The sequence below is a fragment of the Pantoea sp. Seng genome (assembly GCF_009829935.1).
Lineage (GTDB): Bacteria > Pseudomonadota > Gammaproteobacteria > Enterobacterales > Enterobacteriaceae > Pantoea > Pantoea communis.
This window is the reverse complement of the sequence record NZ_SZZV01000013.1, coordinates 42,361-68,281: the sequence shown is the minus strand read 5'-3', so window position 1 is coordinate 68,281 and position 25,921 is coordinate 42,361. Positions and strand designations below refer to the sequence as shown.

At 52.3% G+C, this 25,921-nt stretch carries 18 protein-coding genes; 11 read left to right on the top strand and 7 right to left on the bottom strand.

Annotated elements, in window-relative coordinates:
- Positions 1 to 281: 281 nt before the first annotated feature.
- From FD737_RS14735 to fecE, 9 genes are all read left to right on the top strand, one after another.
- Entirely contained in the window at positions 282 to 1,274 is a 993-nt protein-coding gene (locus FD737_RS14735; protein ID WP_097117921.1) for a sugar phosphate isomerase/epimerase, read from the top strand.
- A gap of 723 nt (positions 1,275 to 1,997) precedes the next feature.
- Positions 1,998 to 2,921 carry a substrate-binding domain-containing protein gene (locus tag FD737_RS14730; RefSeq protein ID WP_160833851.1) on the top strand — a complete coding sequence of 308 codons (924 nt, stop codon included), beginning with the start codon at positions 1,998 to 2,000 and terminating at the stop codon, positions 2,919 to 2,921.
- A 222-nt stretch (positions 2,922 to 3,143) separates the two neighbouring features.
- The gene (gene fecI / locus FD737_RS14725; protein WP_097117920.1) at positions 3,144 to 3,665 is read left to right on the top strand and encodes a ferric citrate uptake sigma factor FecI; all 522 of its coding nucleotides are present in this window, start codon (positions 3,144 to 3,146) and stop codon (positions 3,663 to 3,665) included.
- 3 nt (positions 3,666 to 3,668) lie between these two features.
- Positions 3,669 to 4,616, top strand: a complete 948-nt coding sequence (fecR, locus tag FD737_RS14720; protein ID WP_202404563.1) for a ferric citrate uptake sigma factor regulator FecR — start codon at positions 3,669 to 3,671, stop codon at positions 4,614 to 4,616.
- Positions 4,617 to 4,714: 98 nt separating this feature from the next.
- Positions 4,715 to 7,075, top strand: a complete 2,361-nt coding sequence (gene fecA, locus FD737_RS14715) for a TonB-dependent Fe(3+) dicitrate receptor FecA (RefSeq protein WP_160833850.1) — start codon at positions 4,715 to 4,717, stop codon at positions 7,073 to 7,075.
- A 64-nt stretch (positions 7,076 to 7,139) separates the two neighbouring features.
- Positions 7,140 to 8,027, top strand: coding sequence for a Fe(3+) dicitrate ABC transporter substrate-binding protein (locus FD737_RS14710; RefSeq protein WP_202404562.1), 888 nt, complete (start codon positions 7,140 to 7,142; stop codon positions 8,025 to 8,027).
- A complete protein-coding gene (gene fecC / locus FD737_RS14705; protein ID WP_097117917.1) occupies positions 8,024 to 9,013 on the top strand; it encodes an iron-dicitrate ABC transporter permease FecC in 990 nt (329 codons plus the stop codon). Before FD737_RS14710 ends, fecC begins: the two co-directional genes overlap by 4 nt.
- Positions 9,010 to 9,966, top strand: coding sequence for a Fe(3+) dicitrate ABC transporter permease subunit FecD (gene fecD, locus FD737_RS14700; RefSeq protein WP_160833849.1), 957 nt, complete (start codon positions 9,010 to 9,012; stop codon positions 9,964 to 9,966). The genes fecC and fecD overlap by 4 nt, the downstream gene beginning before the upstream one ends.
- Positions 9,967 to 10,740 carry a Fe(3+) dicitrate ABC transporter ATP-binding protein FecE gene (gene fecE / locus FD737_RS14695; RefSeq protein WP_160833848.1) on the top strand — a complete coding sequence of 258 codons (774 nt, stop codon included), beginning with the start codon at positions 9,967 to 9,969 and terminating at the stop codon, positions 10,738 to 10,740.
- Between the two features lies 1 nt (position 10,741).
- On the opposite strand, the gene FD737_RS14690 is transcribed toward fecE, so the two are convergent.
- The 7 genes from FD737_RS14690 to FD737_RS14660 all read right to left on the bottom strand — a co-directional run bounded on the left by FD737_RS14690 (position 10,742) and on the right by FD737_RS14660 (position 22,702).
- Complete coding sequence (locus FD737_RS14690) at positions 10,742 to 11,980, bottom strand: aromatic amino acid transporter (RefSeq protein ID WP_160833847.1); 1,239 nt, start codon at positions 11,978 to 11,980, stop codon at positions 10,742 to 10,744.
- A 113-nt stretch (positions 11,981 to 12,093) separates the two neighbouring features.
- Positions 12,094 to 12,882, bottom strand: a complete 789-nt coding sequence (locus FD737_RS14685; protein WP_160833846.1) for a hypothetical protein — start codon at positions 12,880 to 12,882, stop codon at positions 12,094 to 12,096.
- A gap of 9 nt (positions 12,883 to 12,891) precedes the next feature.
- Entirely contained in the window at positions 12,892 to 13,143 is a 252-nt protein-coding gene (locus tag FD737_RS14680; protein ID WP_236699759.1) for a hypothetical protein, read from the bottom strand.
- A gap of 233 nt (positions 13,144 to 13,376) precedes the next feature.
- Positions 13,377 to 14,387, bottom strand: coding sequence for a Gfo/Idh/MocA family protein (locus FD737_RS14675; protein WP_160833845.1), 1,011 nt, complete (start codon positions 14,385 to 14,387; stop codon positions 13,377 to 13,379).
- 33 nt (positions 14,388 to 14,420) lie between these two features.
- Positions 14,421 to 15,242, bottom strand: coding sequence for a TIM barrel protein (locus tag FD737_RS14670; protein WP_160833844.1), 822 nt, complete (start codon positions 15,240 to 15,242; stop codon positions 14,421 to 14,423).
- A 144-nt stretch (positions 15,243 to 15,386) separates the two neighbouring features.
- The gene (locus FD737_RS14665) at positions 15,387 to 16,832 is read right to left on the bottom strand and encodes a sugar porter family MFS transporter (protein WP_160833843.1); all 1,446 of its coding nucleotides are present in this window, start codon (positions 16,830 to 16,832) and stop codon (positions 15,387 to 15,389) included.
- A gap of 320 nt (positions 16,833 to 17,152) precedes the next feature.
- Complete coding sequence (locus tag FD737_RS14660) at positions 17,153 to 22,702, bottom strand: autotransporter outer membrane beta-barrel domain-containing protein (RefSeq protein WP_160833842.1); 5,550 nt, start codon at positions 22,700 to 22,702, stop codon at positions 17,153 to 17,155.
- Between the two features lie 580 nt (positions 22,703 to 23,282).
- On the opposite strand from FD737_RS14660, the gene FD737_RS14655 reads away from it, so the two are divergent.
- Together FD737_RS14655 and FD737_RS14650 are read left to right on the top strand one after the other, a co-directional pair.
- Entirely contained in the window at positions 23,283 to 24,626 is a 1,344-nt protein-coding gene (locus tag FD737_RS14655; protein ID WP_160833841.1) for an MFS transporter, read from the top strand.
- A gap of 135 nt (positions 24,627 to 24,761) precedes the next feature.
- Entirely contained in the window at positions 24,762 to 25,919 is a 1,158-nt protein-coding gene (locus FD737_RS14650; RefSeq protein WP_160833840.1) for an alpha-hydroxy acid oxidase, read from the top strand.
- The last annotated feature ends 2 nt before the right edge of the window (positions 25,920 to 25,921 follow it).

Genomic DNA, 25,921 nt, shown 5'->3' with positions numbered 1-25,921 from the left:
TCAGGTTAACGTGTTTAAGGCTGGAGTGGCGGAAACTGATTGCCGCAGGATTAAGCAAGGTAGCACCTGTTGATTTTAATTGTGCACGGATAATGTCTTTCCCGATTCCTTTCTCACCTCAGACACACAAATTTTGTGTGAGGCCACCCTCAATTTCTTCACTCAATGCTGGTTAAGCAAGAAGCTCAAGGCGCAGAATGGAATATATAACCGTTAGTGAATATATATTCATGCATTATTGTAGCGCCTCGGATTACCCTAATCCCTAAGGAGAATGTCTTATGAGTGGTTACACCTACCCGAAATTTGGTGCCGGTTTGTGGCATTTTGCTAACTACATAGATCGTTATGCCGTCGACGGATACGGTCCGGCGCTCAGCACGCTAGACCAGATCAAACTGGCTGGCAGTGTTGAAGACTTATCGTATGTTGATGTGCCCTATCCCTTTACTGAAGGTGTTACCGTTGCCCAGGTTAAAGAAGCCTTAGACCAGGCTGGGCTGAAAGCGATTGGCGTGACGCCTGAAATCTATCTGCGCCGCTTTTCTCGCGGTGCCTTTACTAATCCTGATCCCGCACTGCGCAAACAGGCCTTCGACCTGATGCATGAAGCGGCCACAGTCGTGCGAGAATTGGGTGCTAATTATGTGAAAATCTGGCCGGGACAAGATGGATGGGATTACCCCTTCCAGGTTGATCATAAAAATCTTTGGAAACTGGCGGTTGATGGCATGCGCGAACTGGCGAGTGCCAATCCTGATGTCAAATTTGCCATCGAGTACAAACCGCGTGAACCACGCGTTAAAATGACCTGGGATTCCGCTGCGCGCACCTTGTTGGGGATCGAAGATATCGGCCTCGATAACGTCGGCGTGTTGCTGGACTTTGGCCACGCGCTATTTGCCGGTGAATCACCAGCGGACTCAGCCCAGTTGATAATTGACCGCGGCAGGCTGTTCGGTATGGACGTGAATGACAACCTACGTGGCTGGGATGACGATCTCGTTGTCGGCACAGTGCACATGACAGAAATTTTTGAGTTCTTCTATGTGCTCAAAATCAATAATTGGGATGGCGTATGGCAGCTAGACCAATTCCCCTTCCGTGAAGACCATGTTGAAGCTGCCAATCTGTCGATTCGATTCCTGAAGCATATTTACCGTGCACTGGATAAGCTGGATATTGCCGCGTTGCAAGCGGCGCAAAGTGAACAAAATCCACTCAAAGCCCAGAAAATCATTCAAAATGCGCTGTTAAGCAGTATTGAAGACTAGCCCTGTTGTGCCCGGCACTCTTTTGGCCGGGCAACCTCAATACGCCCCACGCACGTCACCACCTAAATTCTCGTACGTAATTGCTTGTTATAAAGGTTGGGTAAAACAAGCTGCATCCGAATTACAGCAATCTTGAAGCCTCCCTACTACGTGTGGACGTGAAAAGCATTCGCGAAAAAATCTATGAGCAGAAGTGTTATGGCTCAAGGGGTTGGCTGTGCATCCTGAACGAACTTGGGTTGTTGAAGCAATATCGGGTTATCTCTCACCAATGCCGGCAGTGCTCTCGATTCACGCCAGATAAACGCGATGCTGAAGTTTATCAATACCTTTGTAATCTTTAACTGCCCTCCGATGACAGATCTTTAGATGCGCGCGATAAACTGCTGTTTAGCTTCAATCGACGCAGTGGCTTACTGATGCGCATCTTTCAGAGACTTTATTGGATGTTGTAACTTAAGCCCGTAATAAACAAGCGGAGCATTGCCAGAAAAAATTTGCACCCGGTAGCATTTCTATTCTCTTGTTAGGATGCTTCGCCCAAATTTTGTGATCCAGATGAAGGAATCAATTTTTAGCGCGTTGACTAATTTCTAGCCTAATCTGAAAGTAATGTTACGCGCTCAGGGTCACAGCGAAAAATATACACAGCACTGTGTGTTGATACGCAATTTATTGCACCCGGGTGCACAAATACCCTATCCACCTTACAGAGATACAAACATGAATATAATTAAAGCAATAATAATCGCCTGTGGTTTACTCAGTGTGTTTGTCGTGCAAGCCAAAACGTATATGGTGGGCGTTGCTCTGGCTAATCTGGATCTTAACTTTGTTTCAATCCTGCGCAGTCAAATGGAAACGCAGTTGAAAGAGAAAGGATTGAATAGCCAGTTTGCCGATGCCAAAGGCGATGTTTCACTGCAAATCCAGCAGGTTGATGATTTTATTAATCAGGGTGCCGACGCGATTATCGTGAACCCGGTAGACACGCAAGGTGTTATGCCTGTGATTGCTGCAGCAAAGAAAGCCAATATCCCTCTGATTTTCGTCAACCGTAAACCTGAAGTGCCCCTGAGCGGTAAGATGGCTTACGTTGGCTCCGACTCTGCTTTGAGTGGAAAAATGGAGATTGAAGCGCTGGCAAAACGCATGAACAACCAGGGGAACATCGCCATCCTGATGGGTTCACTCTCTACCGAGGAAGCGCGCCAACGCACTAAAGCCGTTGAAGATTATGTCAGCGCTCATCCAGGTCTTAAAGTCATTCAAAAGCAGACCGCTAACTGGCAACGCAATGAAGCCGTCGATAAAACCCTCTCCTGGCTACAGGATGGCAATTCGATCAACGCCATTGTTGCTAACAATGATGAGATGGCAATTGGTGCGATTATGGCACTGGATCAGTTGAAGAAGAGCGATGTGTTAGTGGCTGGCATTGATGGCACACCGGATGGTTTGCAATTCATCAAGAATGGCAAAATGGCGGTGACCATTTTCCAGGATGCGAAAGGCCAGGCCATTGGCGCAGTTAATGTGGCAAGCGATATGCTGACCGGCAAAAAAACCGAAGCCTATAACTGGGTGCCCTATCAGACCGTCACGAAGGAAAATTACCAGGCCCTCAGTGACAAGAATCAAAAGTGAGATGATGGCGGTCGACAGGGCCGCCAGTTACACGGATGATGATGGCCCCCCTTTTTTTGGCGTGAAAGCTCCATGTGCCAACGCTGTTCATTCATACCCTGCACGGAATTTCATCCACTTACTGAGTTAGTTTCGCAAGCAAAAAAAGCAGCCCATCGATTGTAATGATAACTATTCGCAGTTAGTATCAGCTCAACTTTACATTTGACACACTTTGACATCATGTTGCCCGCTGCCACTTCCTCTGCTGCGCCTTCGCTTGCGACATTCTATGCCGATAACTGCGGCTGGCTGACGCAATGGCTCACTGCAAAGCTGCGATCCGCTTTTGATGCGGATGACGTCACGCAAGATACTTTCATGCGCCTGATGAGCGGCAACAATCTCTCCGAAGTGCGCGATGCCAAATCTTTCCTGTGTACCATTGCCAAACGCGTGATGGTCGATCGTTTTAGACGTCATGCGCTGGAAAAAGCTTATCTGGAGATTCTCAGCCAACTGCCGGAAGCGGTAACGCCCTCACCCGAGTTACAACAGAGTCAGCTGGAAACGCTGCAACTCGTGGATCAGATGCTGGATGGACTGGGTAACAAAGCACGTCAGGCATTTCTGCTGTCACAGTTGGATAACCTCACCTACGCCGAAATCGCACAGCAGCTTTCGGTGTCTGTTAGTTCAGTGAAAAAGTATATGGCAAAAGCCACCGAGCACTGTCTGCTGTTTCGCCTTGAGCACGGTATCTAAATCATGTCATCCCTCACGACTGAACAACGTCAGGCTCTGCGTAACGCCTCACACTGGTATGCCGTGTTAAGCGGCGAACGTGTCAGTCCGCAGCAGGAAGAAAAGTGGCAGCAGTGGGTCGATGCTAATCATGAAAATCAGTGGGCATGGCAGCAGGTGGAAAATCTGCGCCAGCAAATGCAGACCATGCCAGGCAATATTGCCAGCAAAACGCTGCATGATTCTCAACTGACCCGACGCCACGTTCTGAAGGGCTTACTGCTCGCTGTGGGAGCTGGCGCGAGCTGGCAACTTTGGCAAAGTGACCTTTCCACTGGCATCCGCGCTGACTATCACACGGCGAAAGGCGAAATTCGCCAGTTCCCATTAAAAGATGGCAGCTTGCTCACGCTGGACACCGCTTCCGCCGCTAATGTGCGTTATGACGATAACGAGCGGCATATTGATTTGCTGTTTGGCACTCTGGCGCTCACCAGTGGCAAGGATGCGCTGAAGCGCCCGCTTCGTGTTTATACCCCACAAGGACAACTCACTGCGCTGGGTACCGAATTTAGCGTGGAGCAGCAAGATAATCTCACCCTGCTGAGGGTGAACCAACATGCCGTGGCAGTGCGATTGGCACAGCAACCGGATCAGATCATGATCGTGCAGCAAGGTGAGATGCTGAGTTTCAGCGCTAACGCCTTCGATGCAGTGCAAAAGGTTGACGAAAAACTGCAATGGACACGTGGCCTGTTGAGTGTCAGCGATCGTCCGCTCGGCGAAGTCATCGCGCAACTGGCACGTTATCGCCAGGGCATTTTGCGCTGTGATCCTCAAGTCGCTCAGTTGCGCGTCAGTGGAACCTATCCTCTGTTGCAAAGCGATGTTGCGCTCAATGCTTTGCAACAAACGCTGCCCATTTCCCTGCAACGCGTTACGCGCTATTGGGTCACGGTGAAGGCCCGATAATTTTTTTATAAAAAATGTCTCCGGGGATTGTCCCTTTTCTGCCGCTCATACGACTTCTCTCTGAATACAGCAAAACAATGATAATTTTTGGAGACGTTATGACGGTTTCACGTGCCTCTTCACTGCGCGCATTGTCCAAAGCCAGCCCGCTGGTAATGGCTATTCGCCTGAGTTTGTTACCTTTGGCTTGTTTCACACCAGGCATCGCTCAGGCTGCAGCGCCAGCCACCGCGCATTATGCCATTCCTGCGGGTCCTCTTGATGCCGCGTTGAATCAGTTTGCGGCCTCAGCGGGTATTACGCTGTCACTGGATGCCGAGCTAACTCGCGGAAAAAAGAGTCCCGGCTTACAGGGCGACTATACGATTAATGATGCGTTCACCCATTTGCTGCAAGGCAGCGATCTTCAGGCTAATGGCCTCGGCGCAAATGTATGGACTGTCAAACCGCTCGGTCACACCGTGGGTGAACCCAGTCTGACCGTAGTAGGCGACTGGTTAGGTGATGCGCGTGAATCTGACGTATTCGAACATGCCGGTGCACGCGATGTGATCCGTCGCGAGGATTTCGCCAAAAACGGTGCCGCCAGCATGCGCGAAGTGCTTAACCGTATTCCGGGCGTCAATGCGCCGGAGAATAACGGTACCGGCAGCCACAATCTGGCGATGAACTTTGGTATCCGTGGCCTCAATCCTCGTCTCGCCAGCCGATCAACCGTGCTGATGGATGGCATACCAGTGCCCTTCGCACCTTACGGACAGCCGCAACTCTCTCTCGCTCCGGTTTCACTGGGCAATATGGATGCTATTGACGTGGTGCGCGGCGGCGGTGCAGTACGTTACGGGCCACAAAGTGTCGGCGGCGTGGTCAACTTTGTGACGCGTGCCATCCCTGAGCATTTTGGTATCGAAGCCGGCGTTGAAGGCCAGCTCAGCCCCACCTCCTCACAAAATAACCCAAAGGAAACCCATAATCTTCTGGTCGGCGGAACGGCTGACAACGGTTTTGGCAGCGCGCTACTTTATTCGGGCACCCGAGGCAGTGACTGGCGAGAACACAGTGCCACACGTATTGATGATGTGATGTTGAAAAGCCGTTATGCGCCGAATGAAGTCCATACCTTCACCAGCCTGTTGCAATACTACGATGGTGAAGCCGATATGCCGGGCGGCCTGTCGCGCGCGGATTTTAATGCCGATCGCTGGCAATCCACCCGTCCTTATGACCGCTTCTGGGGGCGTCGTCAGTTAGCCAGCCTGGGCTATCAGTTCCAACCCGATCAACAGCATAAATTCAACATTCTTGGTTTCTACACCCATACCTTGCGCAGCGGCTATCTCGAACAAGGGTCGCGTATCACCCTATCACCGCGTGAGTACTGGGTGCGCGGCATTGAGCCACGCTACAGCCAGAGCTTCAATCTTGGCCCTTCTGCCCATGAAGTCGGCGTCGGTTATCGCTATGTCAGCGAATCCGGTCATGAAATGCGCTATTACACCCCAACCGTGAGTGGTGAATTGCCCTCTACTGCCAGCTCTTACGATCGCGACACGCGTTCTGGTACCGAAGCGCACGCCTGGTATCTTGATGACCGCATTGATATTGGCAACTGGACCATCACGCCAGGGATGCGTTTCGAGCACATCAGCTCCTATCAACGCAATGCCATTCGCGGCACTCAGCAGGACGTCAGTTATAACGCGCCACTGCCTGCATTGAATGTGCTTTATCACCTGACCGACAGCTGGAACCTCTACGCCAACACCGAAGGCTCCTTCGGTACAGTGCAATATAGCCAGATTGGTAAAGCCGTAGAGAGTGGCAGCGTTGAACCTGAGAAAGCACGCACCTGGGAGATCGGTACGCGCTTTGATGACGGCGCGCTGACGGCCGAAATGGGCTTGTTCCTGATTAACTTTAACAATCAGTACGACTCAAATCAGACTGACGATTCTGTGACGGCTCGCGGGAAAACCCGTCATACCGGCCTGGAATCGCAGGTACGTTATGACCTTTCCGCCCTGAAGCCTGCGCTGGAAAACGTCTCAGTTTATGCCAGCTACACCTACGTGAATGCCGAAATCCGTGAAAAAGGCGAAACCTATGGTAATCAGGTACCGTTCTCACCGCGTCAGAAAGGCACGCTTGGCATTGACTACAAACCGGGCAACTGGACCTTCAACCTCAACAGTGATCTCCAGTCCAGCCAGTTCGCTGATAACGCCAATACCGTTCAGGAGAGTGCTGATGGCAGCACCGGCCGCATTCCCGGCTTTATGCTGTGGGGAGCGCGTGCCAATTATGATTTCGGCCCACAAATGGCCAACCTCAATCTGGCCGTTGGCGTGAAAAATATGTTCGATCAGGACTATTTCACTCGATCGTATGATGACAACAACAAAGGCCTGTACGCTGGACAACCGCGCACCTTCTATTTGCAGGGTTCACTCAAGTTCTGATAAGCCATTTATAACCGGGCAGCCCTTGGGCTAGCCCGGTTTTTTGCTTTGTGGAGATGTCACTATGCAACAATTATTTCGCTGGCTGATGATGGGATGTTTCTTCGCATCGGCTTTAAACGCGCACGCTGTCACGGTGCAGGATCAACATGGGACTTTCACCATCGAGAAGGTTCCTCAGCGCATTGTGGTACTGGAGTTATCCTTTGCGGATGCCCTCGCGGCAGTGGCAGTGAGCCCGGTGGGCATCGCTGATGACAATGATCCGCAGCGTCTGCTGCCAGAAGTCCGTCAGCAGCTGCAACCTTGGCTATCCGTTGGCCTGCGGGGACAGCCAAGTCTTGAAGCCATTAGCGCCCTACATCCTGATCTGATTATTGCTGACAGCAGCCGCCACGCCACGATTTATGCCTCACTGCAGCGCATCGCCCCGGTTTTATTACTGCAATCGAGGAATGAAACTTACGCGGAAAACCTGCAATCTGCCGCGATCATTGGCGATGTGGTTGGGAAACATACTGAAATGCAGCAGCGTCTGGCATTGCATAAGCAACGCATGCATGACGCCGCCGCAAAATTGCCGCCAAATACCTCGGTGCTGTTTGGCACTTCACGTGAAAACCAGTTCACTTTGCACTCCTCAGCCAGTTATACCGGAGGCGTGTTAATGGCGTTAGGAATTCAGGTGCCCCAGCCTGTCAATCACACGCCGATGACCGTGCTCAGCCTGGAGCAGTTGCTGGCGATTAATCCTGATTGGTTACTGGTGGCGCACTATCGCGATGAAAGTATAGTGAAAAAATGGCAGCAAGATCCGTTGTGGAGCCTGATCAAGGCTGAACAGCAGCATCATATCCGCGCAGTGGACAGCAACAGCTGGGCGCGCGCACGCGGATTGTTTGCCGCGGAAAAAATTGCCAGTGACGCCGTCACGTTATTGACTGCGCCATGACACAATTTCAACGCTGGTTAATCAGCCTGCTGGCATTGGGCACCGCGTTTTGGTTCAGCCTGATAAGTTTTGCCGCGCTACCGATATCCGCGCAGGCGGCCTGGCATGCACTGCTGCCAGGAGACGCGCACAGTGTGGCGGAAGCCCTGGTTTATAACCTTCGCCTGCCGCGTACGCTGGTGGCCATCATGTTGGGAGCCAGTCTGGCGTTGGCTGGTGCGCTGTTGCAGGTGCTGACCCACAATCCGCTGGCCTCACCGGCTATTCTTGGCATCAACAGCGGTGCGGCTCTGGCGATTGCGCTGACGTCTGCATTTAGCCCGATTGTGTTGCAGGGCTATCCGCTTTCGATCATCGCGGCTACGGGGGGTGGGTTGAGCTGGCTGTGCGTCAGTGCAGCAGGCCGAGGAAGTAACCAGCACACCGACCGCCAGCGGCTGATCCTTGCTGGCATAGCCCTTTCTGCGTTTTGCATAGCGTTAACGCGTGTGACGCTGCTGCTGTCAGAAGATCACGCCTTTGGCATTCTTTACTGGCTGGCTGGCGGTATTTCCCATGCGCGATGGCAACAAGTCTGGTTACTGCTGCCGTTTGTCGGTTTCCTGACGCCGTTAATTTTATTACAGGCTCGTGCGCTCAATCTGCTCGGCATCGGTGATGAGGCTGCTCATGCGCTGGGGGTGAATTTGTATCGCCTTCGACGACTCCTCAGCGTGGCACTGCTGATACTAGTGGGCGCCTGTGTGAGTGTAGCCGGGCCGTTAGGCTTTATCGGGTTGTTGGTTCCTCATCTGGCGCGGGCGTGGATTGGGCATGATTTACGCATCATGTTGCCGATGTCGATGATCCTCGGCGCGTTGATTTTGTTAATGGCGGATATCGCCGCCCGGTGGTTAGCCTGGCCCGGTGAAATACCCGCTGGCGTGGTGCTGGGATTGATTGGCGCGCCGGGATTTGTCTGGCTGGCGCGGAGACGCCATTCATGAGTGCACGCTTAGTATTCTGTTTACTGTTGGCGGGGATGATAGTCGCCGCGCTGTTCAGTTTGAAACTCGGCGTGCAAGGCATGAGCTGGACGGTGTTTTGGCAATCATGGCATTCCGCTGGCGATGCCCACTATGCCGTGTTCGAATATCGTTTGCCGCGCCTGGTGCTGGCGGTTTTGGTGGGGGCGGCGCTGGCCGTTTCCGGTGTTCTGGTACAGGGCATCATTCGCAATCCCCTGGCTTCACCGGACATTCTCGGCGTCAACCATGCCGCGAGCCTGGCTACGTTGTCAGTGCTGCTGCTCTTCCCTGCGCTTCCTGGCTTCTTGCTGCCCCTGTTTGCCTTCGGCGGTGGATGTCTGGCGTTACTGATATTACGCATGCTGGTGAATTTCTCGACACCTTTACGTCTGGCAGTGGTTGGCATCGCGCTGGCGGCTTGCTGGGCAAGTTTGACGGATTACCTGATGTTATCGCGCCCGCAGGATGTCAACATGGCGCTGCTTTGGCTGACTGGCAGCTTGTGGGGACGTGACTGGTCGATGGTTACGCTGGCATTGCCTATCCCACTGTTGCTGCTGGGCAGCCTGCGTTTTACGCGCGATCTTGATCTGCTGGCCCTCGGCGATGAACGCGCCGCCACCCTCGGCGTTGGCCTGGCGTCCGTTCAGCGTTGGGCTTTAATCATCGCCGTGGCGCTGGCGGCGATCGGCGTGGCGATCTGTGGGCCAATCGGCTTTATCAGCCTGGTGGTACCCCATGTGATGCGCCATTGGGTTGGCGGACGCCATCGCCACTTACTGCCGCTAGCGGCTATTGGTGGTGCATTGCTGCTGGTATTCGCTGATTTATTCGCACGCACTATTGCCCCCCCGATGGAACTGCCAGCAGGTGTGATTACAGCACTACTCGGTGCTCCCTGCTTTTTCTGGTTACTGATTAGGATGCGCTAAATGCAACTCTCAACTCACGATCTCTGTATCGGTTATGGCAACAAACGCATCCTTCACCATTTGAATCTTGCGCTACCGAGAGGACAGATTAGCGCGTTGCTCGGTCCCAACGGCTGTGGCAAATCGACGCTGCTGAAAAGTTTTGCCCGATTACTTACCCCGCAGCAAGGCGAAATACGCATTGAACAGCAAGCTTTAACGTCTCTGACTTCTCGTCAACTGGCACGACATCTGGCGTTGTTACCGCAGCAGCATTTGATACCCGAAGGCATCAGCGTTGAAGAGCTGGTGGGATATGGACGCAGTCCGTGGCTGCCCTTCTGGGGCCGCCTGTTAGCCAGCGACAAAATGCAGGTTCAGCATGCGATGGATCGGATGGATATTGGTGACCTCGCGCGTCAACGGGTCACCGCTTTATCAGGAGGCCAACGCCAGCGGGTCTTTCTTGCTATGTTGCTGGCGCAAGATACGCCGCTGGTTTTACTCGATGAACCCACCACCTGGTTAGACATCAATCATCAGGTTGAGCTGATGAAATTGATGGGTGAACTCAAAGCACAGGGTAAAACCGTTATTACCGTGCTGCATGACCTTAACCAGGCCGGCCGCTATTGCGATCACCTGGTGTTACTGAAGCAGGGGCAGTTGGTGACTCAAGGCACACCGACAGAAGTATTGACGCCGCAGGTCTTACGCGAGGTTTTTCATGTCGAAGCCAGCGTGGTGGCCGACCCATTGTGCGGCGCACCACTCTGTTTATTTCACGATGCTTAAATCAAGCGCCACCGAAGGTGGGCAGCCAGCCCACCCAGCTCAGTAACCAGGCGACGATATTCAGCACACCGAAAATCATCACCAACACAATCGGGAGCGTGGAACGCGGCATCCCGGCAAAACGCTGTTGTGCTTTCCATGCCAGCATTGCCGGGATAAACACGGCCCAAAGCGTTGCAAACAGTCCTGCGAAGCCAATCGCGGCGACAAAGCCATGTGGCCAAAATAATGACGCCATCAACGGTGGCAGAAAGGTCAGGCAGGCGGTTTTCAGCCGTGCAGCAGGAGAATTGCCCCAGCCTAAACGATCGGCGATGAAGTCAAACAGACCGGCTGTAACGCCGAGAAAGGACGCAATCACAGCGAAATGCGAAAAGATCGACATCATCAATGACAGTGTGCTGACGTGCAGATGATTGCTCAGCGCCGCCATTAGCGCGGCGATATCGCCACCCTGCTGCACGATTGCAGGAAATGCCGCGCGCGGCAAATTGCCCATGGTGCTGGTAACCCAGAACAGATAGAGTGCCAGCGACATTAGGGTACCGAGCACCAGCGCTTGAGTGATATGCCGTTTATTGCCGTGGTAATAACTCACCAGCCCGGTGATATTGCCGTGATAACCAAAAGACGCCAGACAAAACGGCAATACCCCGAGAGCATAAGGCCAATAGCTTTTCCCAACTGGCGCCGCGCTGATCAACGAAGGTAAGCTGACCTGCGTCAGCAAACCACCAAAGAGCAGGATCAACAGCAGGATTTTCGCCAGTACGCAGAAGGTCATTAAACGACTCACGCCAGTGGTACCGAGCCACACCACGGCGGCAACGCAGAGCGTTAGCGTGATTTTCGCACCGGCGGTGGAGAGCGGCAGCCTCGCCAGATTGAGCGAGTGCTGATAAACCGGACCGCTGGCGGAGATGTAGGCATAAGTCAGGATGCCCAGCACAAACAGAATACTGAGACCGTTAAGCGTTGCCCAACCGCGACCCAGTAGATCTTTGGTTAAGGTGTCATAACCCGAACCCTGCGGATAATGCAGGCTGGTGCGCATAAACAGCAAACCTGATAGCAACATCGCGCCCCACGTCACCAATAACAGCAGCAGCGCCCAACCAAACCATGCACCGGCCATCACAATTGGCAAGGTGAACATACCCGCACCCACCACCGTGCCGCAGATAATCATCGCGCCCCACCAAACAGAGGGTTGGCGACGGCTCAAGGTTAAATCCGTCATTTTGTAAAATCCCTGCAAACATCAAAGGCGGCGATATTACACGGAAAGCGGCGTGAGGGAGAGGCAACGGCAGCAGGTCGTGACGCGCTGAGTGTCAGCGTAGGGTGACAGCGTCATTCGTTAGAGAGGTGTTCAGACTTGTTGTTGATGAATTCATCGAAACATTGGTAAGTGCTGGTATCAAATAACGAAATGGCCTCTACTTCATTCATTGGTATCACATGCCGGAAATGTTGCAGGTTCAATCCCTTTGAGTCCGCCGTAATCCCCTTCTTCAGATAGAGTTCGTAATAACGATGTTGTTCGTGATAATACAGCGTGTCCTTATCCCGGTAGCCACTGATACAAGGGATGATAGACAGGTGCTGGGTGAGACTGTGCTCTATACGAGGTGCGGCGACATAACCAATGTAGACCTTGCGTGATTTAAGCGTAACGAAAATCAACATGTCCTCATCAATAGCCTGAACCAGCAGGGATTCAATCGCATCCAGGGCTGCCATTTCACGATAGGCGGCCTGACGGACGCGTTCGTCACGCAATGATTTTTGTGCGGCATCACCTGCCCTCCAGGCGATAAAACACCCTGCACACAAAGAGAGAATGAAAAACAGTGGATATGAGAGAGCCGTTTTGTTCGTTAACCACGAATAGAAGTCTTTGATGCCATAGGTGGACACAAACACATGGGGGATTGAAATAATGAGACTAACAATGAGTAAAAACAGGTAGATGAACAGAACCAGGCAAAATCCCTGAATGACAAACTTGCAACCATGCATGGCAACATAAAAGTACGATGTCCAGCCATTAGTTCTGGCCTGGCGTATGCGTGATTGATAATGATTTTCTGTAAACCAAAAGCCACAGACCAATACAACCATAATCACCAACGGACCCATCGTTAATCCTTAACGTTTCGCGGCCAATTCCTTCATGCGAGCCTGCATGGAATCGCGGACCTGCGGATTACTCATATTTAACCAGGCATTACCGTTCGCATCAGTGATAATTTTACTGTCATTTGACTGCTCAATATCCTGCTGGTTGATTGATTGCATCAATCGCCCCGGCATGCTGAGAAAACGCTCCAGAAATTTTGGCATATGATCTCCTGACTTCACGAAGTTTAAACCGTCAACGGGCATCAACCGTTTCAACATGATGCCTCCTCAAATTAAAAACTCAACCTTTCCTGAAATTTCGACATTTAAATGTGGGCAACATTCAATTCAAGTCTGAAAAAGTAGCCCTTTTAGAAGGCAAAACAAGCCATCTCGCTTTAAATGAACTGAATATTTATACAGCACTTAGCGGTGAATCTCCAACGATAAATCAAGCACACTTTCTGACGCTGGCTACTGACACGGGCGCACTTGGTGCGCCCGTGTTTCCGTCATTGATAAAACGCAGGGCGTGGTGGCATGGTAATCGGCACAATCTCACCGTTGTTCTGCGCGGCAACACAAGCATCGGCAGCAACCGCCGCAGCATAGCCATCCCAGGCCGATGGGCCCGTCATGTTGTCAGACAACACATTGTTAATGAAATCCTGCAATTCCACATCATAGGCATCGATGAAGCGCTTTTTCCAGTCGGTCAGAATTCCCGTGGAGAGTTTAGCCGCGCTGCGCGTCTGAACGGACATCGGCTCAGGTAAGCTCGCAATCCCGGTCTCACCCACCACTTCACACTGGATATCATAGCCATAGGCACAGTTGACGAAAATTTCGACGTCAATACGCACACCTTTCGCCGTTTCCAGCAGCACTATCTGTGGGTCTTTCAGATGCGATGAGGCTTTACGGGTTTTACGCGGATAAATCACCTGAGCACTGACGTAATCGTCTTTCAGCAACCAGCGCAGAACATCCAGTTCATGGATCAGCGTATCGGTAATCGCCATGTCCGTGGTGTAGGCATCGCCGACTTCCGGGTTACGGTGTGCGCAGTGCAGCATCAAGGGTTCGCCAATGTCTCCGCTATCAATAACGCTTTTCAATGCACGATAGCCGCTATCGTAAGGGCGCATGAAGCCAACCTGCACGCGCTTTTTACCACTCGCGATCTCCGCCTCCACAATGTTCATACAACCCTGCGCCGTCACCGCCAGCGGCTTTTCACAAAATACCGCTTTCCCGGCTTTAATCGCTGCCAGCACAAATTCTTCATGTGTCGGGCCCCATGATGTCACCAGAACCGCCTGTACATCGGGAGCATTAATCAGGTCATGTGCATTGTCATAGATCTCGGCTTTGAGCGCGAGATCGGTCAGGATCTGCTCGCAGTTAGCACGGTTGATGTCATTCAGTGCAACTACGCGAGCGTTTTGCAGCACCTGACTGCAACGACGAATGTGTTCGCGCCCGATTGCGCCAGTGCCAATTACACCAATATTCAGCGTCATGGTTTGTTCCTTCGTTCTTCTGTACGAGTAAAATTAATGGTTCAGATAATCAATGCTGGTACGAATCTCACGCGCGATATCCGCTTCGCTCCACGCTTCCATCACTGACGAGAAGGGTTCAAACGCGTAAGTACCGGTGTAACCTCTCTCCTCCAGGCGCTGGACTTGTCGTTTCGATTGCAACATGTCATCAGCGCTGAGCATGATGCGTTCTTCATCAGTCAATTCTGCAGTTGGACGTGTATCCGTCACACCAGACAGGTGAACCAATCCGATGCGGTTAACGTCAACGCCACCGGCGAAGACCTGTTCTGCGCCTTCATACAAATGATGATGGAAGGTATCGAGCACGATCTTGAATGGCACATCTGCCTGTTTGATCAACTGTTGTGCCAGTGCCGCCGAACGCAGCGAACTCTGTGGAAAGCCCAAAGGTTCCACCAGCCCTTCAATGCCGTATTCGGCGAACAGCGGCGCGAGCGTTTTTAAAGCGGCAACCGTTTGTTCACTGGAGACCACCGTTCCGTCATTGAGTGGGCACAGCACCAGCGCTTTCGCCCCGGTTTCACGTGCGTCTTTTAATAAACCCTGTGTTTTTTCCAATATCTCAGCGGATAACTGGTTAAAGGGATACACCGCATTGATTGTTTCGATGGTCAGCGCATGTTGATTTGCCAATTCACGAATTTTCTCGCCCCCTAAACCATCCGTCACACTTCCGCCCTTCATATCATTACGAATCTCGACCTTATTTATCCCTAAATCTTTCACTAGGGTGAAAAACTGATTAACAGTTAAGTTCGGCGCAATTCTTCGATTAATACAAAAACGGTCACGGCTTATTTTCTGGCTCATGTTATTTCCTGAAATGATTATCAGCGCATTGTGTTTTGGTTATTCTGTTTTGCTGCAGTGTTTAGCGTGTTTTGATAGTAATTTATCTTCTGGATTTATACTGCGTCATCGTTGAGTGATTTACATCAAGCTCGCAAATCCATCCTAAGGCTTGTCGTCATACAGCGCGAAGAAGTAATGCTCGACCTGTTCCAGACTGCGCCCTCGCGTTTCCGGAATGGTGCGCAGCACAAACATCGAGCCACCAATACCGATGATCGCGAAGGTGAGGAATGCGCCTGCAAGACCAAAAGCAGCCAGCAATATTGGAAATGCCATTGAAATAGCAAAGTTGGCCATCCACAGTGCGTACACCGCGCCGCCCATGCAGATCCCACGCATGCGCGCCGGGAAGATCTCCGAAAGCAGCAGCCAGGTCACCGGGGAGAGCGCGCCCTGCTGGAAACACAGGAACATCAGCATGCCAGTCAATACCAGATAGGCACGCAGCAGATTGACCTCTCCGCCTGCCAAATATTCCGGCATGAAGAAACACACGGCGGCAATAAAGAACAGGCAAGCCGTACAGCCCATCTGTCCCACCAGCACCAGCGGTCGACGACCGATTTTGCCTATCATCCAAATCCCGACCAGGGTCATCAACACGGAAATGACGCCGTTGGCAATGGTGGCAAACAGTGCGGCATCATTGCTCAGCCCCGTTGCTGTCAGCATGGTCGGCGCGTAGTACATAATGGTGTTCACGCCGGTCAACTGCTGGATGGCAGCGATACCAATACCTAACAGAAACACCTTACGTAGCCAGGGCGTACGCAGATCGCGCAGCCGACCTTTACCTTTCTGCCGGTTTTCTTCAATGGTCTCTTCAATCTCTTCTAACTCCCACTCAACATCCTCTGCTGCACGGGTCTTCTCCAACACATGCCTGGCTTCGCGGACATTGCCTCGCATCACAAGCCAGCGCGGGCTTTCTGGCATAAAAATCATGCCCAGCCACAACAGCACGGCGGGAACAGTCGAGAGTGCCAGCATCCAGCGCCAGGTATGTTCACCTCCCCAGATTTCATTGAAGGTTGCATTCGAGACATACGCCAGCAGTTGACCCGATACAATCATCAACTCCTGTAAGGTCACCAGTTGGCCGCGTTTATTGGCTGGCGCGATTTCAGCGATATACACCGGCACTGTCGCCGCAGCACCGCCCACGGCAATGCCGAGGAAAAGTCGTGACATAATCATCGACACAACATCCGGCGCAAAGGCTGAACCGACTGCGCCAAGGGCAAAAATAAACGCCAGAGTGATGATGATTTTGCGCCGGCCCATGGCATCGGCGAAATGTCCGGCCAGCAAAGCGCCGAATGCGGCTCCAAACAGTAACGAGCTGGTCACCAGGCCGGTGGTGAAGGGCGTTAATTGCAGGTCACTGCGCATAAATAACAGCGCACCCGATACCACCCCAGTATCGTAGCCAAATAATAATCCGCCGAGCGTTGCCACCAGCGCAATAATCTTCACAAAAGGCTCAGTTCGCGTCACGCTATTCGGGCCTGACGCGGTATTGGTCGAGATATACAGTTCTTTTTCCATAACCTCTCCTGGTAAAAACGCATTTGGAAATACAGCAGAACAAAACAGAAAATGACGCTATCGGTATTTTTATTTCATGTTAATTTTTATTTGAAATTCATTTTCCGAAATGTGATATCAAGCATTCTGGCCGATTTATTTTGATGGTTAAACATCAAAAGGGAGCGTTAATTTAAAGAGTGAGAGGCGAAGATGGATTCGAATAACCCTGGATTGAGGTGGGCGATATTGATTAATAGCGGCGTGTATGTATTTAAACATTCGAGAGAGGAAATAAGAAAAACCTTACGCCAATGGGTATTGGCGTAAGGTAAACGCGATCAGAATTGCCAGCGAACCCCGCCGTTATAGCGCCAGCCTTTCGTACCGTTACCGTCAATTTCCTGACGATAGTCGGCCTCGGCATACAATGAGAGATTCCCTTTTAGCGCGGCCGTACCACCGATGCCCACATCCCACATCTGTCCGAACTTCCCGCTGTCGAAACTGACACTGTCCGCGCCGCCGTTAATGCCCGCTCGCGTAGTGGCCGCCCCTCCCCAACCACGCGTATAGCTGGTGCGCAGATAAGGCGTATATTGCTGGCCGGCTGTATCTTGCCAGGTGCGATCCAAACGCACGCCCACGCGGCCAATGGTTTGATCGTAATTGCCCCAACTGACGCGTGTGTTATCCCGATCCACCAGATTATCCATGTTAAGTTGCAAGTACATTAACTGCGCCTGCGGTTCGAGACGTACGCCATTGCCCAACTGCCACGGATAGCCGGTTTCCAGTGACGCGCCCCAGCCATTGCCTTTCAGTTTGCCCACCTCTTTTTGCCGCGCAATATCGGTATCGCCACGATGCCAGTCGAATGACAGTGCCCCATCAAAATAGAAGCCACTGTCACGCAGCCAGGTGCCGTACAGCGACAAGGTATCGCTATCGAAAGTGGTCGAGCTGTAACCGTCCGCTGCAACAGGACGAATACGGGCATTACCGCGCGTATAGGCCACTCCGGCTCGCAAACTGTCGCTGGCGCCTTGCAGATGAATTAGATTGCCGCCCAGTTGCACTGCGCTGTAATCAAGATCGAAATCGTAGCCGTTTTGACTCAGGCTGCGATCCGTCTTGTAGGTGAGATTGGAACCCAGATAACGGATAAACATCTCACCGCCGTTGCCCGCGCTGCTGCCTGAATCCTGACGTAGCTCTCCCAGTCGCTTATGAAGATCGTCCATCACCGCCATGTTGTAGTAGGCCAGCCCGACCGGCGCAGAAATATAAGATGGCATCTGAGGCGTAAGTTGTGGGCGCACCGCATTACCTGCTGCATCGCTGACAAAGTTACTCGCGAGACGAAAATCCTGACCGGTTCCGTTAGAACCGCTGTAAAGACCATATTGATAAGGACCCGCGGCGACATAGCCCTTTGCCAGCGCGAAGCTGTTAGCACTGGCATTGCCGGTTACCTGCGCCAGTGCAATGCCCTGTTCAGGCGTCATCACCGCCAGACGGTTCCCCGTCGGGTTAACATCCAGCAGAGTGGTGCCGCTGGTATTGCCATTCACACGCACACTGTCACTGACGCCTGTATCAATTTGCGTATTGAGCTTCACGCGTCCGCCAGCTGAATTGAGATCGCCATCGATGGTTAGCGTGTTGCCCGGAACACCATTGCCATTAGTCAGATCCAGCGTACCGGCATTATTCACTACCAGCGAACCGTCGGTGGCGCCACTCAGCAGTGGATTGACGCCGTCGCCCGCATACACCGTTGAGCCTTCGCCGATATTAATAGTGCTGTGCGCCAGTTTCAGGTTATCGGTCAACGTCCATTGAGTGTTATCGAAGTTGATGGTGCTCCAGCCACCGCCAAGGTTGGTGCCTTTGCTCAGGTCATCGGCGCTAAATGACCCGCCGCGCGCATTGATGTCATTAAAATAGAGCGTGCTGCCTGCGCCATTCTGCGTGGTGATGTGCCGGGTATTGGCCATATCAACCTTCTCCACCAGCGCCTGGTTAGTACCGCTCCCCATTGTCACGCTGCCATTAAGCGTGCCGCCGGACACCTGCACGATGTCGTTACCGGCCCCCGTATTCACATCCCCCACCACGCTGCCTGACATCAGTGCAATGCGGTCGTTGGTCGCGCCGCCCGCCACCACCTCAATATCCGGGAAGGTGGCGCTGATTTGCCCCTGGTTGATAAACAGTGTTTGCCCTCCGCGCAGATCAATCACCGGTGAGACTTTACTGTTTGAGACGATACTGCCCCGGTTAATCACTTCACTGGCGGTGTCAGTGACAATCGCCGATCCGCCACTAAAGTCATACACACCGATAAAGCCTTCGTTGATCACTCTGCCGGTCGTATTAGCACGTACGCCGGTAGTATTGGCACCCGAAAGGAAAATGGTGTAATTGGGACCGAGGGTCAAATCGTTGTGGGTGACAGAACCATCTTCATTAGCAAACAGATAGCCGATGCCGGGCGCGTTGGTCAGGCTGTTGCTGCTGACGTTGATATAAACATGGTCGTCATAGCCGAACGACGTTGCCGAGCGAATGCCATTACCGCCATTGACGTCCAGTCGCACATAATTCAGTGCAATATTGCTGGTTTCAGCGCGGTTATTAATAAGATTGCGGGCACCACTCAATTCCACATGATCGGCGATAAATCCTGCGGCACCGTTATCAATCAACACCGTGTCTGCGTCACCGCTGGACCAGATATTGCTGCTGTAACTGTTGTACTGTTCGCCTTGCCCATCACCAATAATGTTAAGCGAACCGCCATTGCCAACACGAATGGCAGCGGTCCCTTCGGAATAGATCTGTCCACTGCTTTGCCGATAAGTTGACGCTCCTGATGAGGCATCCAAAGCCACACCTTTATAAGCGGAAATCGAACCACTGTTGACCAGAAGGCCGCCATCCGTCAGTGCAACCGCGCGGCTGTTGTTGCCATTGACGGTGACGGTACCCTGGTTATTGATATAGCCGCCGTCGCCTGCACTCAGTAACGAGATGTTCTCCGCATCCGTCGTCAAATTGGAGCTGTTGCTAATGCTGCTAAAGCCTTCAAGCGCCTGATAACCGATTTGATTGGCAGCATGGAATGCAATTTGACTGCCTTCACCAATCACTACCGTTCCGCCATTGCCCGCCTGTGCGCCCACCGCATGTTCACCGTACAGATTGATGGTGCCATTTTGGTAGAAATAAGCTGCGTCCCCAAAAGCTACGCCGCCCACGGAAGGCTGTGTCGCGCTGGCATTGCCGGCGGAGACATTGATCGTGCCGTTGTTGGTCGCACGAGCGCCAACCGAATAGGTATAACCCTCGGTGTAAAGCCCGCTACTGCCATTCGTGATCGACACAGTGCCATTGTTGGTGGCATTCCCGCCGAGCGAGCCAATCCCCACCGTGTTGCTGCCTTCCAGCGCGATATCACCGTTATTGATCAGCTGCCCAGAGCTACTGGCAATAAAACCAATCTGCCGATCCTGCGAGCCATAGATATTGGCATTGTTAGTCAGCAGCGTGTTGGTGTAAGGCAGCGTTGTGGAGTTGGTAATATTGCCATTGAGGTCGGTACGATTGCCTTGTACCTGTGCCACGATGCTATGTATGCCATTCATATTGACGGTGGTTGCAGCGTCAATCGTGCCCTGCGCAGCACCCTCAATACGCAACCCGATGCCATTTTCGCCGAGATTAAAGATGGCATTGCCAGTGCTGACCGTGGTGTTATCGCCACTGCCCAGGACGGCGGTGGAAAGATTGCCGTTTGAAGTTAACGTCATGCCACTGCCATCAAAGCTCGCGCCATCCTGCACACGAAAGATGGATGCGTTCTCTCCCGTTACGCCGTAGTGGCCATTCTCGGGCAGTAAAATTTTTGCGTTCGGCCCCATAGCGAGAAAGGTGATTTGATCGGCACCGCTATTACCCGTGGGTAGAGCCGCCTGCGACACATTCACCGTGGCATTGCCTTCCGCGCGTATCCCAATCGCGCCAACTCCGTTTAAGGTGATCGGTCCGGTGATCTCCGCCGAAGCGACGCCGCTATTGATACCCTTCACCCATACTGCGGTGTTACGTGTCCCTGTTGTGACATTTGCATTGCCAGCAATATTGATTGGGCCACTCGACCAGGCGTGCGAAAGAGCACCGTCATTCGCCGTCACCAACAGGCCGGTACCGTTATCGCCATTCAGGTTAATCACTCCGGCATTGCCCACCTGACCGCCGCTGCCAGAGTCCATCACCGCCAGTCCAGTGCCGCGACCATTGACATCAATGACGCCATTATTCAGGGTGGCGGCATCCGCGCCGCCAGACACGCTCATCGCCGCGCCGCTTTGTACGCCCGAACCCATGATGATGTGGCCGTTGTTGACTGCGCTGTTGCTACCCAACTGAAGGATACCGGTGGCGCTATCCAGCATAATGTCAGACGTTGCATCACCGGGATGATTTTGCGGCGTACGGCCAAGATAGATTGTGCCGTTGTTAGTAAAGGTGCTCGCATCGCCGCTCAGCGTCACCGCTGTCGCACTGCCGTTGTCGCCGACCAGATTGATGGTGCCGTTATTCACCCCTTCGCTGTTATCCAGCAGGACGGCTGATCCCGCGCTGTTGATAATGCCGTTGTTGATAAAGTGACTATCACTGGCATTTACCGCTAATCCGTTAATGCCGAGCGTGCTGTTATCAATGCCACTCCCATCGGCGTTATTAAAGAAACCGCTATTAATCACACCGTTGTTGATGCCGCTGCTGCCATTGGTTAATACCAGGGCATCATTATCGGTGATTCCGCTACCGGTACTGGCGAGCTTGCCGTTTATGGTTGCGGTAGCGCCATTGTCCGCACGCATGGCCCCGCCATTGGCATTCGCGACCTCAAGGGTTTTTCCTGCCTCAATGGTGGCACGCGCATTGGCACCGTCAGCACTGAGTACTACGCGTTCGCCTATTGGCAGAAAGGCTTCATCGTCATCCGGAGTATTGACTCCCCACACCACCTGCCCGCTGCTGAGCGTCACTGCTTTATTAAATTCGTTGTTGTAGTCAGCGGAACTAATTTGGCTATTCTGCAGTTGCTCAATCAGCCAGTCGTTGTAATTTTGCAGGTCGCTCAACGACGTCACGTTAAAGTCGGTGGTATCGCCATAGAGGCTGGTCACACTGAATGCGCCGTTATACGCCACCAGATTGTCCACATTCAGACCCCACCGCGACACGGCAGGAATCTGCGTCGCGGTGAATGTGATACGGTTATCCGAATCCCAGTTCATGTTGCCTTTGTTGCTGGCAGTGAATAAGCGGCTCTGCTTTGCCGCCATCTCCCAACCATTTGCCACCGTGCTGGCTCCCTCAGTGCCTAGTTGCACGTTGATAGTGCCATTACTCACTGAGGCAACACGCGAATCGATGTACTGCTGATTCTTCACCTCTTCGAAATCGGTGACCAGGGTGCTGCTATCGACCGGGGCGAGATTGCTTAACGCGGCAGTGTTATAAGTCTGAAAGTTGCTATAAGAGCGGTGATCCTCATTAGGCACGGAGATCGTGAAATCTTGCGCCCCCAGACTCAACCTCTCTTTACCCAATAAGTTGTTATCTGTCACCAATCGGCCTTGATCCTGTAACTCGCCAATGGAGACCTGCAATTCGCCACTTTTACCCGGCGTAAATTGCGGCAACCCCGTTAGCGATTGTGTGCTGCCGTTGCACACGCAAAACACCCCCACTTTGTTGTCATTTTTCGCAGGGTCAAAGGGTTGAATCACGGCGGCATTGGTTTGCATCGCAGGAATCATAATGCCTTGTGCAGCCAGCAAACTGATAATCAGCGGTTTTAATTTAAATAACATCCTTTCCTCCAGAGAGAAAATAATATTTTCCGCGCGGCAAAAACTAATACCGCGCATGACGATTGGTTTAATAAACGTGAGAACAAGAATGGAGAGTGCATTATGTCGAGTTATCTCACCATTTCGTAAAGAAAACGTCTAGCTGGAGTTAAGGTAAACAGTAAGGCTTAAGTCAGATTAAGAATTAACCCTTGAAAATCAGCAGGTAATGCGGGGTGACTTAATGGATTCATCTTCATTTATATCAATGCATTAGTCTAAATTTAAAGTCCATTCATTACTGGGTTTATCGAGGCTTATATATTCTTATTATCGATATTCGCAGATAACAGAAAAAACGATTTCCCAGTGAAACAGATCCATTATATTTTGAATATTAATGTTATGAAGATTAATAAGCGCAGCGCTGTAGCGGGTCGGAAATAATTGACTCAAAATTGATATGCTGTCGATTCTCGAAGGCAGGAATCAAAGCGAGGATGTAAATTCTCGCCATCTTAAATTTGTGATCGTTCGCGCAACAAACCAACAAACATCCTTGTATGGTAGTCTAAAATTATAAACCTGCAGGATTTTGACTATGGCATCTTCCACTTTTACTCAGACCCAAACGGCACAGGGAAATCACACCTCACTCATTCGTCGTGTCGCCAGTGCTTCGGCGATTGGCACCGCGGCGGAATATTATGATTTCTTTGCCTATGGCACGGCTGCAGTGCTGTTTTTTGGCCACCTGTTCTTCCCCAGCCACGACCCTTTGATCAGCACCCTCGCCGCGTTTGCAACTTATGCCGTTGGCTTCCTCGCCCGGCCGATTGGCGGCATCGTTTTTGGCCATATTGGTGACAAAGTGGGACGTAAAAAAGCGCTGGTGGCCACCATCCTGATAGTGGGTCTCGGTACTTTTTGTATTGGCTTGCTGCCAACCTATGAAAAGATCGGCATCTGGGCACCGGTGTTGTTGATCGCTATTCGCCTGCTGCAAGGTTTTGGCGTGGGCGGCGAACAAGCTGGCGCGGTCCTGATGACCGCAGAATATTCGCAAGCATCACGTCGTGGTTTTTTTGCCAGCTGGGTACAAATCGGTGCGCCGGTTGGGTTCCTGCTGCCGCTGGCACTGTTCGCAATTCTTAATGCCTCCCTGAGCGCGGAACAAATGATGGATTGGGGTTGGCGCGTGCCCTTCTTACTGAGCGCAGTGCTGGTCATCGTAGGATTGTTTATTCGTTTGCGCATCGATGAATCGCCAGTGTTCGCCGCCATTCGCGAAACCAAGGCCGCCGAATCGCGTCCGTTAAAAGAAGTGATTCGCGGTAATCCTAAATTAGTCATCAATGGTGTGGCGGCTAAATTAATTGAAGCTTGCGCCTTTGCCCTCTTCACGGTGATTATCCTGGCGTGGGGCAAAGCCAACAATCTCGACGCCGGCATACTGATGAACAGCATGATTGTGGCTGTGATACTCGAGGTATTTGCCATTCCGCTGATGGGGGCGTTATCCGATAAGATCGGTCGCAAACCGGTATACATGATGGGTGCACTGCTGATTGTGATTTCCATCGTGCCGTTCTTTTATGCCCTGTCCCAAAACAGCTACTGGCTAACGCAAATTGCGATGATTGTCGCGCTGACGCTGGGCCACAGTATGTGCTACGCCCCACAGGCTTCCTGGTTCCCGGAACTGTTCCCGACGCATATTCGCTGCAGCGGCATTGCAGTGATTTGGCAGGTGGGATCGTTAATTGGCAGTGGCGTGCTTGGCTTAGTCGCGGTGAAAATCCTGCAGGCCACCGATGGGCACTGGTATGGCCTGGCGCTGTATGTTGCAGTACTGGGGGTGATTTCCGTTGTAGGCCTGCTGCGATTGCCTGAAACGGCTCCAGGCCGACGTGATGGCGAATATCATACCTGGGAACAACATTAATTAACGATGGGCGCACTAAGGTGCGCCCATATGCTTTATTCAGATATGCAATGCCATTTAAAGCATTTGCCAGACCCCCTTCTTGCAATAGCATGACTTTTCTCTTCTTTATCCTCACAGCTGAATCGCTAGCCCATGCGCAAACTGTATCAACGTTGCCTCTCGTTAAATGATTTCGAGAAATATGCCCAAAAGCGTCTGCCCCATCCGCTGTTCGCTTATGTGTCCGGTGGTGTTGAGGACAACATTGCGCTCCATCACACTCAGCAATCCTATGCTCATTACGGCCTGATACCTGAAAACATGGTCGATGTGTCGCAACGTAATACTGAGGTAGATCTGTTTGGGCATCGCTATGCGGCGCCTGTGGGTATTGCGCCGATGGGCATCTCTGCCATCACCGGTTTTCAGGGCGATATTGCTTTAGCGCGGGCAGCGGCGTGCAAGAACGTGCCCTTTATTATGAGCGGTTCCTCGTTGATTCCACTGGAGGACGTGGCTGCGGCTAATCCGGCGATGTGGTTCCAGGCCTATTTGCCAAAGACGCTGGAAGAGATTGATGCGTTGGTGGATCGCGTAAAGCGAGCGCGCATATCCGTACTGGTCGTGACGGTGGATACGCCGGTCAAAGCTAACCGGGAAAACAACGTGCGCGTCGGATTTTCCACGCCATTCCGCCCCAGTCTGGCCTTGGCGTGGCAAGGCGTCACCCATCCCCGCTGGCTTTACGGCACGCTGTTGAAAACCTTACTGACCTCGGGCATACCTTATTTCGAGAACAACAACGCAGTGCGTGGCGCACCGCTGTTTTCCAAAAATGCCGTGCGTGACTTCAGTGGGCGCAGCCATCTCACCTGGCAGCATATCGAACATATTCGTCAGCGCTGGACGGGCGCGATGGTTATTAAAGGCATTCTGAGTCGAAATGATGCATTGCGCTGTAGATCCATTGGCATCGACGGCATTGTGGTCTCGAATCATGGCGGTCGTCAGTTGGATACAGTGATCCCGCCGATTTGTGTTCTGCCCGAGATTGTCACCGCTGCGGGAAATATGACGGTGATGATGGACAGCGGCATCCGACGTGGCACCGACGCCATCAAAGCATTGGCGCTGGGGGCAAGGGCCTGCTTTGTTGGCAGGCCTTTTAACTATGCAAGTGCAGTAGGCGGAACATCGGGGGTTGAGTGGGCCATTGACCTTATCACTAATGAAGTCAGTCGCGATCTGGGCATGCTGGGTGCACCCTCGCTCGCTGACCTCAGTGAAAAGCATTTACGCCTGATAAAGTGACA